Origin of the sequence: Nesterenkonia halobia, from assembly GCF_039536005.1 — a bacterium.
GTDB classification, from domain to species: Bacteria; Actinomycetota; Actinomycetes; order Actinomycetales; family Micrococcaceae; genus Nesterenkonia; species Nesterenkonia halobia.
Window position 1 is genome coordinate 379,553 of sequence record NZ_BAAAYG010000002.1, and the last position, 14,423, is coordinate 393,975.

The 14,423-nt window shown below is 73.0% G+C and carries 13 protein-coding genes; 11 read left to right on the forward strand and 2 right to left on the reverse strand.

Translation table 11 applies throughout. The features are described from left to right. Window positions 1-9: 9 nt before the first annotated feature. From miaB to dapF, 3 genes are all read left to right on the forward strand, one after another. Window positions 10-1,578 carry a tRNA (N6-isopentenyl adenosine(37)-C2)-methylthiotransferase MiaB gene (gene miaB, locus ABD652_RS02470; RefSeq protein ID WP_344717798.1) on the forward strand — a complete coding sequence of 523 codons (1,569 nt, stop codon included), beginning with the start codon at window positions 10-12 and terminating at the stop codon, window positions 1,576-1,578. A gap of 4 nt (window positions 1,579-1,582) precedes the next feature. Next, the gene (miaA, locus tag ABD652_RS02475; protein WP_344717800.1) at window positions 1,583-2,587 is read left to right on the forward strand and encodes a tRNA (adenosine(37)-N6)-dimethylallyltransferase MiaA; all 1,005 of its coding nucleotides are present in this window, start codon (window positions 1,583-1,585) and stop codon (window positions 2,585-2,587) included. A gap of 61 nt (window positions 2,588-2,648) precedes the next feature. Next, complete coding sequence (gene dapF, locus ABD652_RS02480; RefSeq protein ID WP_344717802.1) at window positions 2,649-3,632, forward strand: diaminopimelate epimerase; 984 nt, start codon at window positions 2,649-2,651, stop codon at window positions 3,630-3,632. 45 nt (window positions 3,633-3,677) lie between these two features. On the opposite strand, the gene ABD652_RS02485 is transcribed toward dapF, so the two are convergent. Continuing rightward, entirely contained in the window at window positions 3,678-4,295 is a 618-nt protein-coding gene (locus tag ABD652_RS02485; RefSeq protein WP_344717804.1) for a class I SAM-dependent methyltransferase, read from the reverse strand. A 471-nt stretch (window positions 4,296-4,766) separates the two neighbouring features. Between ABD652_RS02485 and hflX the strand changes: the two genes are divergently transcribed. Further along, window positions 4,767-6,452: a GTPase HflX gene (gene hflX / locus ABD652_RS02490; RefSeq protein ID WP_344717806.1), complete on the forward strand. Its 1,686-nt coding sequence runs from the start codon at window positions 4,767-4,769 to the stop codon at window positions 6,450-6,452. Then, entirely contained in the window at window positions 6,449-8,527 is a 2,079-nt protein-coding gene (locus tag ABD652_RS02495) for an ATP-dependent DNA helicase (protein WP_344717808.1), read from the forward strand. Before hflX ends, ABD652_RS02495 begins: the two co-directional genes overlap by 4 nt. Before the next feature lie 73 nt (window positions 8,528-8,600). On the opposite strand, the gene lexA is transcribed toward ABD652_RS02495, so the two are convergent. Beyond that, window positions 8,601-9,386, reverse strand: coding sequence for a transcriptional repressor LexA (gene lexA, locus ABD652_RS02500; protein WP_344717810.1), 786 nt, complete (start codon window positions 9,384-9,386; stop codon window positions 8,601-8,603). 292 nt (window positions 9,387-9,678) lie between these two features. On the opposite strand from lexA, the gene ABD652_RS02505 reads away from it, so the two are divergent. The 6 genes from ABD652_RS02505 (at window position 9,679) to ABD652_RS02530 (ending at window position 14,388) form a co-directional block, all read left to right on the forward strand. Then, complete coding sequence (locus ABD652_RS02505) at window positions 9,679-10,080, forward strand: LysM peptidoglycan-binding domain-containing protein (protein WP_344717812.1); 402 nt, start codon at window positions 9,679-9,681, stop codon at window positions 10,078-10,080. 74 nt (window positions 10,081-10,154) lie between these two features. Further along, entirely contained in the window at window positions 10,155-11,273 is a 1,119-nt protein-coding gene (locus ABD652_RS02510) for a histidinol-phosphate transaminase (RefSeq protein WP_344717814.1), read from the forward strand. Window positions 11,274-11,375: 102 nt separating this feature from the next. Then, window positions 11,376-11,993, forward strand: coding sequence for an imidazoleglycerol-phosphate dehydratase HisB (gene hisB, locus ABD652_RS02515; RefSeq protein WP_344717816.1), 618 nt, complete (start codon window positions 11,376-11,378; stop codon window positions 11,991-11,993). Next, on the forward strand, window positions 11,993-12,631 hold the full coding sequence (gene hisH, locus ABD652_RS02520) for an imidazole glycerol phosphate synthase subunit HisH (RefSeq protein WP_344717818.1): 639 nt from the start codon (window positions 11,993-11,995) through the stop codon (window positions 12,629-12,631). Before hisB ends, hisH begins: the two co-directional genes overlap by 1 nt. Window positions 12,632-12,715: 84 nt before the next feature. Beyond that, window positions 12,716-13,474 (forward strand): bifunctional 1-(5-phosphoribosyl)-5-((5-phosphoribosylamino)methylideneamino)imidazole-4-carboxamide isomerase/phosphoribosylanthranilate isomerase PriA, encoded by a 759-nt coding sequence (gene priA / locus ABD652_RS02525; protein ID WP_344717820.1) that lies wholly within the window; start codon window positions 12,716-12,718, stop codon window positions 13,472-13,474. Then, window positions 13,471-14,388 (forward strand): SseB family protein, encoded by a 918-nt coding sequence (locus tag ABD652_RS02530; RefSeq protein WP_344717823.1) that lies wholly within the window; start codon window positions 13,471-13,473, stop codon window positions 14,386-14,388. Before priA ends, ABD652_RS02530 begins: the two co-directional genes overlap by 4 nt. The last annotated feature ends 35 nt before the right edge of the window (window positions 14,389-14,423 follow it).

The window sequence follows — 14,423 nt, forward strand, 5'->3', positions numbered from 1 at the left end:
GAGCATCCCATGACTGAGACGACCATGGACCGCCCCGTCACGACCGACGTCGTCGACCCGTCCGCGGCACCGTCCGGGACCGCGGCAGGGTCCGGGAGCGGCCGCACCTACGACGTGCGCACCTTCGGCTGCCAGATGAACGTCCACGACTCCGAGCGGATCTCGGGTCTGCTCGAGGACGCCGGCTACGTGCCCGCCGGGGAGGAGGAGACCGCCGACCTGGTGGTCTTCAACACCTGCGCGGTGCGCGAGAACGCCGACAACAAGCTCTACGGCCACCTCGGCCAGCTGCGTGCGAGCAAGCGTGAGCACGAGGGCATGCAGATCGCCGTGGGCGGCTGCCTGGCGCAGAAGGACCAGAGCAGGGTGCAGGAGAAGGCCCCCTGGGTCGACGTCGTCTTCGGCACGCACAACATCGGATCGCTGCCCGCCCTGCTCGAGCGCTCCCGGCACAACCAGGAGGCCGAGCTCGAGATCCTGGAGTCGCTGGAGACCTTCCCGTCGACGCTGCCGACCAAGCGCGACGAGGTCCACTCCGGCTGGGTGTCGATCTCCGTGGGCTGCAACAACACCTGCACCTTCTGCATCGTCCCCTCGCTGCGCGGCAAGGAGCGCGACCGTCGCCCCGGCGACATCCTCGCCGAGGTCCAGGCGCTGGTCGACGACGGCGCCGTCGAGGTGACCCTGCTGGGGCAGAACGTCAACACCTACGGCGTGGAGTTCGGCGACCGCGGCGCCTTCGCCAAGCTGCTGCGCGCCTGCGGAGAGATCGAGGGCCTGGAGCGGGTGCGCTTCACCAGCCCGCATCCGGCCTCCTTCACCGACGACGTCATCGACGCGATGGCCGAGACCCCCAATGTCATGCCGCAGCTGCACATGCCGCTGCAGTCCGGCTCGGACGCGGTGCTGAAGGCCATGCGCCGGTCCTACCGGTCGACGAAGTTCCTGCGGATCCTGGAGAAGGTCCGCGACCGCATGCCGCATGCGGCGGTGACCACCGACATCATCGTCGGCTTCCCCGGAGAGACCGAGGAGGACTTCGAGGACACGCTGCGCGTGGTCGAGGCCTCGCGATTCTCCTCGGCCTTCACCTTCCAGTACTCGCCGCGGCCGGGCACCCCGGCCGCCGAGATGGAGGACCAGGTCCCCAAGGACGTCGTCCAGCGGCGCTTCGACCGGCTCATCGCGCTGCAGAACCGCATCACCGCCGAGGAGAACGCCGCTCAGGTCGGCACTGTCCAGGAGCTGCTGGTCACTGCGCACAGCGGCACCAAGGGGGCGGAGACCGGGCGGCTGACCGGACGCGCGCCCGACCACCGGCTGGTGCACTTCTCCGTGCCGGACGGCGCGGCGGAACCCCGGCCGGGCGACTTCGTCACAGTGCCGATCACCGACGCCGGCTCGCATCACCTGCTCTCCGATCCGACCGCGGAGCATTACACCCTGCGCGAGTCGCGGGCCGGCGACGCCTGGGACCGCGCGCAGGCCGACTCCTGCGGCGTGGGCACCACCCAGGTCGCCGGAACCCAGCCGGGCCAGGTCTCGCTGGGCATGCCGACGATGCGCATGGACGGCTGAGCCTGTGGCAGCTTCCGACCCTGCCGCGGACGGATCGGAGGCGACGGCTGCGCCGGGTCGGCCGGGGCCGGTCGGCCCCCTGCCGCTGATCGTCGTCGTCGGCCCCACCGCCTCCGGGAAGTCGCAGCTGGGCATCGACCTCGCGCGACGGCTCGACGGCGAAGTGATCAACGCCGACTCGATGCAGCTCTACCGGGGCATGGACGTCGGCACGGCGAAGGTCACCGCGGCCGAGGCCGCCGGGGTGCCGCACCACCTGCTCGACGTCCTCGACGTCGGCCAGGAGGCCTCAGTCGCCGACTATCAGCGGCAGGCCCGGGACGTCGTCGCCGCGATCCGCGCCCGCGGCCGCACCCCGATCATGGTCGGCGGCTCCGGGCTCTACGTGCGGGCGGCGATCGACGTCATCGAGTTCCCGCCCACCGACCCGCAGCGCCGCGCGGAGCTGACCCAGCGGCTCGAGGACGAGGGCCCTGAGGCCCTGCGCGCCGAGCTGCGCGCCCACGACCCGGAGTCCGCCGCGGCGATCAGCGACGATCGGCGGCTGGTCCGCGCGTTGGAGGTCGTCAGCCTCACCGGTCGTCCCTTCAGCTCCTACATGCCGCGGCGAATCCACGAACCGACGGTCGAGCCGGTGGTCCAGCTGGGACTCTCCGTGCCGCGGGAGACTCTCCACGCGCGCATCGCCGCCCGCGTGGAGGAGATGGCCTCGCAGGGGCTGCTCGCCGAGGTCGAGCAGCTGGTCGACGCCGGCCTGCGCACCGGGCGGACGGCGTCGAAGGCCATCGGCTATCAGCAGTTCCTCGACGTCCTCGACGGCGGCCGCAGCCTGGCCCGGGCGATCGAGGACACCACAGTGGCCACCCGACGGTTCGCCCGCCGCCAGGAGACCTGGTTCCGCGCCGATCCGCGCGTCCACTGGCTCGAGGCCCCGGCGCCGGACCTCGCCGACCGCGCGCTCGACGTGCTGGCGGCGGCGCTGGAAGACCCCGGCCTCCGCCGACGTTGACCCTGACGACGACCCGCCCCGCCTCCGGACCGGAGACCCGCCGACGCAGAAAGAGCACCCAGTGGCCACACATCACCTCGCCGCCCTCGACACGTTGGGCGGCCTGCCCTTCACCAAGGCTCACGCCACGGGCAACGATTTCGTGCTGCTCGCCGACCCCGAAGGGGAGCTGACCATCGACGCCGACCAGGCCGCGGCCGTCTGCGACCGTCATCTGGGCATCGGCGCCGACGGGCTGATCCGTGCGGTGCCGGCGGAGAAGGACGACGACGGCCGGGCGCTGCTCGCCGAGCATGCCGAGGAGCTGCCGGGCCGGGCGCCGGATCAGGCGTCGGAGCAGGAGTCGGAGCAGACGGTCTGGTTCATGGACTATCGCAACGGCGACGGCTCGCTGGCCGAGATGTGCGGCAACGGAGTGCGCGCCTTCGTCCATTTCCTGAGCGATCAGCAGCTGATCTCCCTCGAGGAGGGCCAGGAGCTGACGATCCTCACCCGCGGCGGGGCGAAGACCGTCCGCCGGGTGCCGGAGGGCTACGCAGTCGGGATGGGGGTCTGGTCCTTCATCGACCCCGAGCTGGCGCAGACCAGCGCCTCGGACTCGCTGGTCGTCGCCGACGGGCTGACCGACCCGCGGCCGGCGCTGAGCATCTCGATGGGCAACCCGCACACCGTGGTGGCGCTCTCCGAGGAACGGGCGCTGGACGCCCTCGGCCTGGCCACTGCGCCGACGGTCGATCCGCAGCCGCCGCACGGCACCAACGTGGAGTTCGTCGTCCCCGGCGAGCCGCTGGTCTCCGCAGGCGAGGGACGGGTGCGCATGCGCGTGCACGAGCGCGGCGTCGGCGAGACGATGTCCTGCGGCACCGGCGCCTGCGCGGCCGCGGCGGCGGTGCGGGTCTGGGCCGCCGGCGACGGCGTGGCCAGCTGGGTCGTGGCCGTCCCCGGCGGCGAGGTCCGCGTGCGGTTCCTCGCCCGAGAGGACGGGGCCGAGGACGTCGAGCTCTCCGGCCCGGCCGAGCTGGTCTTCACCGGCACGCTCGGCTGAGCCGGACCGAGCGGCCGGCACCACCCGGCGGAGAGACCCGCGGCGTCAGTCGCGCCGGGCGCGCAGCAGGCGGAAGCCCTTCTGCGTCTCCGGGCGGTCCACGGAGAAGCCGGGGTCGTGCTCGGCGAGCATCGGCCCCAGCCACTTCTGCAACGAATCGGCCCCGAGGTTCTTCTGCACCACCAGCCAGGCCTCGCCGCCGGAGGCCAGCCGGGGCAGCCAGCCGCGCAGCAGCGTGTGCAGCTGCGGCTTGCCGATCCGGATCGGCGGATTGGACCAGATCGCGGAGAACTCCAACGGCGCCGGGACCTCCTCGGGCGCGGCGACGACCACGTTGTCCAGTCCCAGCGCCTCGGCGTTCTCCCGGCAGAGGGTGCGCGAGCGTTCGTTGACGTCGACGGCCCAGACGCGGGCCTCGGGCGCCTGCAGCGCCATCGTCAGCGCGATCGGCCCCCAGCCGCAGCCGACGTCGAGCAGCTCGCCGGTCGGCGTCGGGCGGGGGACGTGGCGCAGCAGCACGCCAGTGCCCTTGTCGATCCCGTCGGGGGAGAAGATGCCGCCGGCGGTGGTCGCCGTGACGGCACGACCGTCCAGCTCGACCTCGACGGTGCGGCGTCGGATCGGGCCGTCCGGAGCGGAGGAGAAGTAGTGCTGGGCGTCCACACCGCCATGCTATCCCGGCGGCGTCGAGCCGCGCCGCGTCCCGCGCGGGAGCGGGGGTCGCCCGGGACGCCGTCGGGCTCTATACTGGAGGGCATGTGGATCATGCACACCTGAGCTCCCGCCCCTGAGCACCGAGGGCGCCCTGCGGCCCGCCGGCCTCCGTGCCGGTGCGCGCCGACGCGCCCCGGCGGTCGAGCCCCAGACCATCACCCGATTCATGATCCGCATCCGCCCGCCATCCGGCAAGGGCGATCGCCCCGGCACCGATTCCACCCGTCGCACGGCTCTGCCGACGACGCGCGAGCACTGCACGGGGCATTCCTGCACAGGCCTCGTCGGAAGTAGTGCCGCCGGGTGCCGCCGCCGTAGGATGGAGACACACCGTCCGCAGGGCGGGCCGGATGCGCGATCCGGCACCACGAGGCCGAGTCCGCGCCGCGAGGAGGCGCCGACAGGCCTCCAGAGGAGAGTATGACCGAAGAGCACATCAGCCACACCGACCCCCGGGACGCCCGGCGGAGTCCGCGCCAGGACGCCGGCCGCACCGATGACGTCGACGCGACCATCGAGCGCATCCTGGCCGCCGACGACGCCGCCCCGCAGTCCTCCCGATTCGTCGCCGACCCGGAGTTCCGCCTCGACGGGGCGGATCGCTCCGAGGACGTCGCGCCCGCCGAGGAGGCCGACGAGACGCGCCGCGGCGGCATCCTCGACGGCACCGCCCGCGAGCTGGCCGACGAGACGCGGCACACCGCCGCCGACGGTGCGCAGCACGAGGTGATGGAACGGCGCTCGCTGCGCCGCGTCGAAGGACTCTCCACCGAGCTCGAGGACGTCACCGAGGTCGAGAACCGGCAGCTGCGCCTGGAGCGCGTGGTCCTCGCCGGACTCTGGACCGACGGGCCGGTCGCCGAGGCCGAGCACGCGCTGCGCGAGCTCTCGGCGCTGGCCGAGACGGCCGGCTCCACCGTCCTCGACGGCTTCGTCCAGCGCCGCACGCATCCGGATCCGGGCACGTTCTTCGGCGCGGGCAAGGCCGAGGAGATCCGTGCGGCCGTCGCCGAGCTCGGCGCCGACACCGTGATCGTCGATTCCGAGCTGGCACCCTCGCAGCGCCGCGGCCTGGAGGACATCGTCAAGGTCAAGGTCATCGACCGGACCGGCCTGATCCTCGACATCTTCGCCCAGCACGCCAAATCCCGCGAGGGCAAGGCGCAGGTCGAGCTCGCCCAGCTGGAGTACCTGCTGCCGCGCCTGCGCGGCTGGGGCGAGTCGCTCTCCCGGCAGGCCGGCGGCCAGGTCGGCGGCGGAGGCGGCATGGGTTCCCGCGGGCCCGGCGAGACCAAGATCGAGCTGGACCGACGGCGCATCCACGCGCGGATGGCCCGGCTGCGTCGGCAGATCGCCGGCATGAAGCCCGCCCGCGAGGCCAAGCGCGCGAACCGGCGGCGGAACAGCGTGCCCTCGGTGGCCATCGCCGGCTACACCAACGCCGGCAAGTCCTCGCTGCTGAACCAGCTCACCGACGCCGGGGTGATGGTGGAGAACGCGCTCTTCGCCACGCTGGATCCCACTGTGCGCAAGGCGCAGACGCCCGACGGCATCGCCTACACGCTCTCCGACACCGTCGGCTTCGTGCGTCAGCTGCCCACCCAGCTGGTCGAAGCCTTCCGCTCGACGCTGGAGGAGGTCGCCGACTCGGACCTGATCCTGCACGTGGTCGACGCCTCCCACCCGGAGCCGGAGGGCCAGATCCGCGCGGTCCGCGAGGTGCTCGCCGACGTCGACGCCCAGCAGGTCCCGGAGCTGGTGGTGCTGAACAAGGCCGACGTCGCCGACTGGGCCGTGGTCGAGCGCATCCGCCGCCGCGAGCCGAACACTGTGCTGGTCTCGGCGCACAGCGGCATGGGGCTCGACGAGCTGCGCGAGCGGGTCAGCGACTCGATCCCGCGGCCGCAGACTCCGATGGAGCTGCTGGTGCCCTATGTCGACGGCGACGTCGTCTCCCGGCTGCACGGCGGCGACACCGAGATCCACACCATCGACTACCGCGCCGAGGGGACCCGGCTGAGCGTGAAGGTCCGTCCCGAGCTCGTCGCGGACCTGGAGCAGTACCGCGTCGACGCCGGCTCCGAGCATGCGGCGGGCGCCGCGTGAGTTCGCAGTCGACAGGACACCTGGCCTCCACGCGGCTGCTGGACTCGGCGGTCGATGCCATGGGCGGCGTGCACCGCGAGGGGCAGGTCAGCATGACGGAGAATGTCGCCATGGCCCTGCGGAAGAAGCGGCATCTTCTGGTCCAGGCCGGCACCGGCACCGGCAAGTCGCTGGCCTATCTGGTGCCGGCGGTGGTGCAGGCGACCGAGACCGACCGGCCGGTGCTGATCTCGACGGCCACGCTGGCGCTGCAGGCTCAGATCATGGGCCGCGACCTGCCCCGGCTGCTCGACAGCGTCGGCGACGAGCTCGACCGCGACGTCGACATCGCCCTGGTCAAGGGCCGGGCGAATTATCTGTGCAAGCACAAGCTCGACGGCGGCTTCCCCGACGACGGCGACGAGACGGCGCTCTTCAGCTTCGGCGACGAGCCCTCCGGCGGCGCGGCGACGATGGAGCCGACGTCGGCGCTGGGCCGCGAGGTCATGCGGCTGCGCGAGTGGGCCGAGGAGACCGAGACCGGCGATCGCGACGATCTCGCCGAGGGCGTCTCCGACCGCGCCTGGCGGCAGGTCTCGGTCAACGCGGTGGACTGCATCGGCCCGCGCAGCTGTCCGATGGCCGCCGAGTGCTTCTCCGAGCTGGCCCGCGAGCGGGCGGAGGAGGCCGACATCGTGGTGACCAACCACGCGATGCTGGCCATCGACGCCTTCGAAGGGCTGCAGGTGCTGCCCGAGCATGACGCGGTGATCGTCGACGAGGCCCATGAGCTGGCCGACCGGGTCACCTCGGCGGTGACCGCCCAGCTCTCGGCGCAGATGATCCAGACCGCGGCGACGACGATGCGTCGACACACCGCCCTGTCGATGGACGATCTGCAGGCCGGATCGGTCGCCGTCGACGCGGCCTTCCACCAGCGGGAGTCGGGGCTGCTCGCCCGGGGTCTCGACGCCCAGCAGACCCAGGCGCTGGAGCTGGTGCGCAACGCCGCGCGGACCGCGCTGTCGGACTCCAAGCCCTCCGCCGACGCCGAGGCCGACACCGGCCGCACCACCGCCCGCTCCCGCGTGCAGGCGGTCCAGGAGGCGGCCGAGCGGATGCTGCAGTCGCCCGAGACGCCCGACGTGGTGTGGCTGACCCGGCCGGGGAGCTTCACTCCGGGCATCGGCTATCAGGAGGCGGACCTCTCCGAGCCGCCGACGCTGCATGTGGCCCCGACGTCGGTCGCCGCGCGGATGCGCGAGGGCCTCTTCGGCGACCGCACGGCGGTGCTGACCTCGGCGACGCTGACCGTCGGCGGCAGCTTCGACCCGGTGGCCGGCGATCTGGGCCTCGGCGGCGAGGACTCGCCGGTCTGGGACGCCGTCGACGTCGGCAGTCCCTTCGACTACCCGACGCAGGGGATGCTGTACGTCGCCGAGCACCTGCCGGCGCCGTCGATGCGGACCGCCGAGCGCCAGCGCGACGAGCTCGCCGGCCTCATCGAGGCCTCCGGCGGGGCGACGCTGGCGCTGTTCTCCTCGCGCCGGGCGGCCGAGGAGGCCGCCGAGGACCTGCGCGAGCGGCTCGACGTGCCGATCCTCTGCCAGGGGGAGGCCACGATGTCGGCGCTGGTGCGTCAGTTCGCCGAGGATGAGGAGACCTGCCTCTTCGGGACGATGAGCCTGTGGCAGGGTGTCGACGTGCCCGGCCGCGCCTGTCGGCTGGTGGCCATCGATCGCATCCCGTTCCCGCGCCCGGACGATCCGCTGATGAGCGCCCGCACCCAGGAGGTCGCCCGCAGCGGCGGCAACGGCTTCATGCGGGTGGCCGCCACGCATGCGGCCACCCGGCTGGCGCAGGGAGCCGGTCGGCTGATCCGCAGCGCCGAGGATCGCGGCGTGCTGGCGATCCTCGACTCCCGGCTGGCCACCGCCCGCTACGGCGGGTTCCTGACCAAGTCCATGCCGGACTTCTGGCCCACCACCGACGGCGCCGTCGTCCGCGGCGCGCTGAGTCGTCTCGCGCAGGCCGCCGAGCGCCGGGACGGCCCTGCCGAGGAGACCGCCGAGACGGCGGAGGTCCCGGCGGGCTGAGACGCCGACGGGCTCCGCTCTGCGCCGCCGGCGTTCGGAACGGAGCCCGTCGTCGAGGGCAACGACCGGACGGTCAGAGGCTGCGCAGCACGGTCACGACCTTGCCCATGATGGTCGCCGCGTCGCCGAGGATGGGCTCATAGGCCCGGTTCTGCGGCAGCAGCCACTGGTGGCCGTCGCGCCGGCGCAGCGTCTTGACCGTGGCCTCGTCGTCCAGCAGGGCCGCGACGATGTCGCCGTTCTCGGCCTCGGACTGGTTCCGCACGACGACCCAGTCGTCCTCGAAGATGCCGGCCTCGATCATCGAATCGCCGCGGACCTGGAGCATGAACAGCTCGCCCTCGCCGGTCAGCTGACGGGGCAGCGGCATGACGTCCTCGACGTGCTGCTCGGCGAGGATCGGCCCGCCGGCGGCGATGTGGCCGACCACCGGGATGTCGGCGGTGCGTCCGTCGGCGTCGGCCCGGTAGGCGTCGAGCTCGACCACCGAGGAGTCCGGGACGCCTCCCGCGGGGGAGACGGGCCGCGCCTCGGCCGCGGCGTCGTCGGAGGCGTCGGCGGTCTCGGCGGAGACCGGCGTGCTCAGCAGCTCGCCGTCGGAGTTCCGCAGCACCTCCATGGCCCGGGGACGTCCGGGGACGCGCGAGAGGTAGCCCATCTGCTGCAGGCGGGCCAGCTGATGGGTGACCGAGGAGAGCGAGGCCAGCCCGCAGGCGTCGCCGATCTCACGCATCGACGGCGGGTAGCCGCGGTCGGCGAGCGAGCCCTGGATGATGTCGACGATGCTGCGCTGCCGCTCGGTCAGCCGCGGCGCGGTCTCCTCCTGGGGTCGCTGCGGGGCGACGTGGTCTTCCGGCATCTCTCCGCCTCTCCGGGGCTGGCCCGTCCTGCTCTCGTGCACTGAGGGTGTCGTGATCCGCCCGGCGTCGTGTCAGAGGTCGCTGGTGGACTCTGCGTCGTCGGACGATCGAACACGGCGTCCGAAGATCACTTCGAATATGGCCTCACACTACGGGATGGCCAGGGGTATCACCAGGATTTTCGAACGCATGTCTGGCCGGGCGTCGAATATGTGTGCTAGAACTAGAACACAGCTTCGAAGACCGGCCGGGCTTGCGCCCGTCGGACACGACGCAGAGGGGAGCACGACTATGGATCACGCGCACACCGTGCTGCGGACGGCCATATCCGCGACCGCACCGGTCGGCGCCGGGGCGACGGCCGCGAGGACCGGTCGCCTGCGGCTGACCCGCCGGGGCCGCCTGCTGCTGATCGGCCTGCCCGTGCTGACCGCCGCGGCCGCGCTGATGCTCGGCGCGGCGCTGATGGCGGGTGGGCTGGTCAACCAGGCCCAGGCGTCGACGGAGGCCCCCGTCGGGGTGGAGGCGCGCGAAGTGGTCGTCGCCCCGGGCGAGACGCTCTGGGACATCGCCTCGGAGATCGACTCCACCGAGGACACCGACGTGCTGATCCTGCGCATCGCCGAGCTCAATGACCTGGACGGCTCCACGCTGCAGCCCGGTCAGCGTCTCGACGTCCCCGTCGGCGGCTGACCCGTGCGGGCCGCGGAATGACCTCCGGCGTCTCGAACGCGCGCCGGCCGGACCTCGCTGAGTAGGATGGTGCGGTGACTTCCGAGGAGACCGCCGCACGAGCACGACGCCTGGACGAGCTGCCCCTGCGCGAGGAGCTGCGCGGACAGCATCCCTACGGTGCGCCGCAGCTGCAGGTGCCGGCCATGCTCAACGTCAACGAGACGACCTACGACATGCCCGCCGACGTGGTCGAGGCCATGACCGCAGCCGTGCGTGCCGCGGCCCTCGGGCTGAACCGCTACCCGGATCGCGAGTTCACCGCGCTCCGGGGCAAGCTCGCCGCCTTCCTGGACCACGGACTGACCGCCGAGCACATCTGGGCGGCCAACGGGTCCAACGAGGTCATGCAGCACATCCTGCAGGCCTTCGCCGGCCCCGGACGCTCGGTGATGGCGTTCCCGCCCACCTACTCGATGTACCCGCTCTACGCCCGCGGCACCAACAGCGAATACCTCGCCGGCACGCGCGACGCGGACTACCGCCAGACGCCCGAGGGCGTCGCCGCGCAGATCCGTGAGCACCGGCCCCACGTGGTGATCCTCTGCTCGCCGAACAACCCCACCGGCACCGCCCTGGGGCTCGACGTGGTCGAGGCCGCCCACGAGGCCGCGCTGGAGTCCGACACCATGGTCGTCGTCGACGAGGCCTACGGCGAGTTCCGCCAGGACGGGACCCCCTCGGCCCTCGAGCTGCTGCCGGGGCGGCCGCGGCTGATCGTCTCGCGGACGATGAGCAAGGCCTTCGCCCTCGCCGGGGGACGGCTGGGCTACCTCGCCGCCGCGCCGGAGGTCACCGACGCGATGCGGCTGGTGCGTCTGCCCTACCACCTCTCGGCGGTGACCCAGGCCGTCGCCGAGGCGGCCCTGGACCACAGCGCGGCACTGACGGCCAACGTCGAGCGGATCAAGGTCCAGCGCGACCGCATCGTCGCCGAGCTGACCCGCCTGGGTCTGCGACCGGCCCCGTCGGACGCGAACTTCGTGTTCTTCGGCGGCCTGGTCGACGAGCAGGCCGCCTGGCAGCACCTGCTCGACGACGGGGTGCTCGTCCGCGACGTCGGGATCCCCGGGCATCTGCGGGTGACCGCCGGCACCGAGGAGGAGACCACCGCCTTCCTCGAGTCGCTGGCCCGACATCTCGGCCGCGCCTGAGGGCTCGCCGCCCGCGGGCGCCCGCGGCTCCGGAGCGTAGACTCTGAGACGACGGGCCGACGCCGCAGTCCGACCACATCGCCAGCCTGACGAGCAGGAGCCATGGGAGCAGAACTCATCACCGGCCGCAGCGCCCGGATGGAGCGCGTGACCAGCGAGTCCAGCGTGACGGTCCGCCTGGACCTCGACGGGACCGGAGCATCGTCGATCAGCACCTCGGTGCCGTTCTTCGACCACATGCTCACCGCCCTGTCGAAGCATGCGCTGATCGACCTCGAGGTCGAGGCCACCGGGGACACGCACATCGACGTCCACCACACTGTCGAGGACACCGCCATCGTCCTCGGCGAGGTGCTGCGCACCGCGCTGGGGGACAAGGCCGGCATCCGCCGCTTCGGCGAGGCCGCGGTGCCGTTGGACGAAGCGCTCGCCCACGCCGTCGTCGACGTCTCCGGGCGTCCCTATCTGGTCCACGGCGGCGAGCCGGAGGGACAGCAGTACCACCTGATCGGCGGACACTTCACCGGTTCGATGACCCGCCACGTCTTCGAGGCGATCACCCTGCACGCCGGGATCTGCCTGCACATGCGGGTGCTCGCGGGACGGGACCCGCACCACATCGTCGAGGCGCAGTTCAAGGCTTTCGCCCGGGCGCTGCGCGCCGCCGTCGAGGACGACCCGCGGGTCTCCGGCGTCCCGTCGACGAAGGGTGCGCTCTGATGGCCGGCCGCGACGTCGTCGTGCTGGACTACGGCTCCGGCAACGTGCACTCCGCGGTGCGCGCCCTCGAGCGCGCCGGCGCCTCGGTGGAGCTGACCCGGAACACCGAGCGGGTGCTGGAGGCCGACGGACTGGTCGTCCCCGGCGTCGGGGCCTTCTCCGCGGTGATGGACGCGCTGACCGCGATCGACGCGCCCCGCTGGATCGGTCGGCGCATCGCCGGGTCCCGGCCGGTGCTGGGCATCTGCGTCGGCCACCAGATCCTCTTCGAGCGCGGCGTCGAGCACGGCCTCGCCGCCGAGGGCATGGGGGAGTGGCCCGGCGAGGTCACCGCCCTGCCCGAGGACGCGGTGGTCCCGCACATGGGGTGGAACACGGTCACGCCGCCGGCCGGCACGCGGCTCTTCGCCGGGATCGAGGACGAGCGTTTCTACTTCGTCCACTCCTACGCGGTGCAGTCCTGGGACTTCGACCAGCAGATCGCGGCGATGGCCCCGCCGCAGGTCACCTGGTCCCACCACGGCGCCGACTTCATCGCCGCAGTCGAGAACGGGCCGCTGGCCGCCACCCAGTTCCATCCCGAGAAGTCCGGCGACGCCGGCATGCAGCTGCTGCAGAACTGGCTCGGCACCCTCTGAGCCCGTCGAGCGGCGCGGCGCCGGCGCCGCGCCGACGCCCTCGACAGCCTGTCCCGAAGACGACCGACGAAGAGAGCACGAACCATGACTCAGACCCCCGCGAGCCCCGCTGTGCCGCCGCTCGAGCTGCTGCCGGCCGTCGACGTCGCCGACGGCCAGGCGGTGCGCCTGGTGCAGGGCGAGGCCGGCTCCGAGACCGGCTACGGAGACCCGCTGGAGGCCGCACTGTCCTGGCAGCAGCAGGGTGCGGAATGGATCCACCTGGTGGACCTCGACGCCGCCTTCGGCCGCGGCCACAATCGCGACGTGCTCGCCCGCGTGGTCGCCGAGCTCGACATCCGCATCGAGCTCTCCGGCGGCATCCGCGACGACGAATCGCTGGACCGTGCCCTGGAGTTCGGCGCCGAGCGGGTGAATCTGGGCACCGCCGCGCTGGAGGATCCGGAGTGGACCGCCCGGGCCATCGAGCGCCACGGCGACGCGATCGCCGTCGGGCTGGACGTCCGCGGCGAGACGCTGGCCGCCCGCGGCTGGACGCGCGAGGCCGGCAACCTCTGGGAGGTCCTCGACCGCCTCGAGGAGGCCGGCTGCCCGCGCTACGTGGTCACCGACGTGACCAAGGACGGCACGCTGCGCGGCCCGAACACCGAGCTGCTCGCCGAGGTCTGCCGGCGGACGCAGAAGCCCGTGGTCGCCTCCGGGGGCATCTCCTCGCTGGAGGACGTCTCCGCCCTGGCGGCGATGGTCTCCACCGGCGTCGAGGGCGCCATCATGGGCAAGGCGCTCTACGCCGGGCGCTTCGCCTTCTCCGAGGCGCTGGCCGCGGCCTCCGCCTCGGCATGAGCTCCGCCGCCGAGCAGCCCTCCGGGCCGGCGAGCTCGCCGCCGTCGGGATCCCGCGAGCTGCCCGCCCACATCGCGCAGCTGCTGCGCCGCGACGGCCGGGATGCCGACGGCCGCGCCGTCGATTCGGCCGGAGTGTCCTGGCAGGGGCGCGACCTCTCCGGCGAGGGCAACCCGCTGCACACCTTCGACGGCGACGACGGGCTGGCCGAGCCGGCCGTGGCCGCGGCCCGCGATCGGCTGGTCGCCGGGGAGATCGACGAGGCGACGTTCGTCGCCGCGCTGCGCGGAGCCCGGCTCTTCGTGCCGGTGCTGGCGACCGCCTCCGTCCTGGAGGAGCCGGCGCCGGCCGGCGGGCCGGCCGGCGACAAGGAGGCCGAGATCTCGCTGGTCAGCCTCACCGCCGCCGACGGTCGCGGCGCGCTGCCGGCCTTCACCTCGGTGGAGGCGCTCACCGCCTGGCACCCGGAGGCCCGGCCCGTCGCGGCCGAGGCCGAACGCGTGATGCTCGCCGCGCTGAGCGAGGACGACGAGCTGGTCGTGCTCGACCCGCAGGCGGAGCTGACCTTCGTGCTGCGGCGCCCGGCGGTCACCGCCCTGGCCCAGGGACGGGACTGGACCCCGTCCTACCGGGATCCCGAGCTCGCCGCCGCCCTGGCGGAGGTGGTCGAGCAGTGCCCCGGGGTCGGCCGGCTGGTGGTGCGGCCCGGCGGCGGCGTCGGCACGCGGACCGCCTCGGGCGCCGCCGTCGCAGGCGGCGGATCCGGCCCGGAGCTGGCGATCGTCGTGGAGCTCGAGTCCGGCCTGGACGCGGTGGACGCACGTCTGGCGCTGGCCAGCGTGCAGACCAGCCTCGCGGAGCTGGAGCCGCTGCGCCTCCGGGCGGACTCGGTGGAGGTCCTGCGAGCCGGCTGACTGCAGGAGCGTCGGCGCCCGCCCCGGGCCCGGGG

Excerpts from the sequence above, each read along its gene's own strand:
- priA (WP_344717820.1), top strand. The coding sequence starts at position 12,716 with ATGACTCAGACCCCCGCGAGCCCCGCTGTGCCGCCGCTCGAGCTGCTG.
- lexA (WP_344717810.1), bottom strand. The coding sequence starts at position 9,386 with ATGCCGGAAGACCACGTCGCCCCGCAGCGACCCCAGGAGGAGACCGCG.
- hflX (WP_344717806.1), top strand. The coding sequence starts at position 4,767 with ATGACCGAAGAGCACATCAGCCACACCGACCCCCGGGACGCCCGGCGG.
- miaB (WP_344717798.1), top strand. The coding sequence starts at position 10 with ATGACTGAGACGACCATGGACCGCCCCGTCACGACCGACGTCGTCGAC.
- ABD652_RS02530 (WP_344717823.1), top strand. The coding sequence starts at position 13,471 with ATGAGCTCCGCCGCCGAGCAGCCCTCCGGGCCGGCGAGCTCGCCGCCG.
- hisH (WP_344717818.1), top strand. The coding sequence starts at position 11,993 with ATGGCCGGCCGCGACGTCGTCGTGCTGGACTACGGCTCCGGCAACGTG.
- hisB (WP_344717816.1), top strand. The coding sequence starts at position 11,376 with ATGGGAGCAGAACTCATCACCGGCCGCAGCGCCCGGATGGAGCGCGTG.
- ABD652_RS02505 (WP_344717812.1), top strand. The coding sequence starts at position 9,679 with ATGGATCACGCGCACACCGTGCTGCGGACGGCCATATCCGCGACCGCA.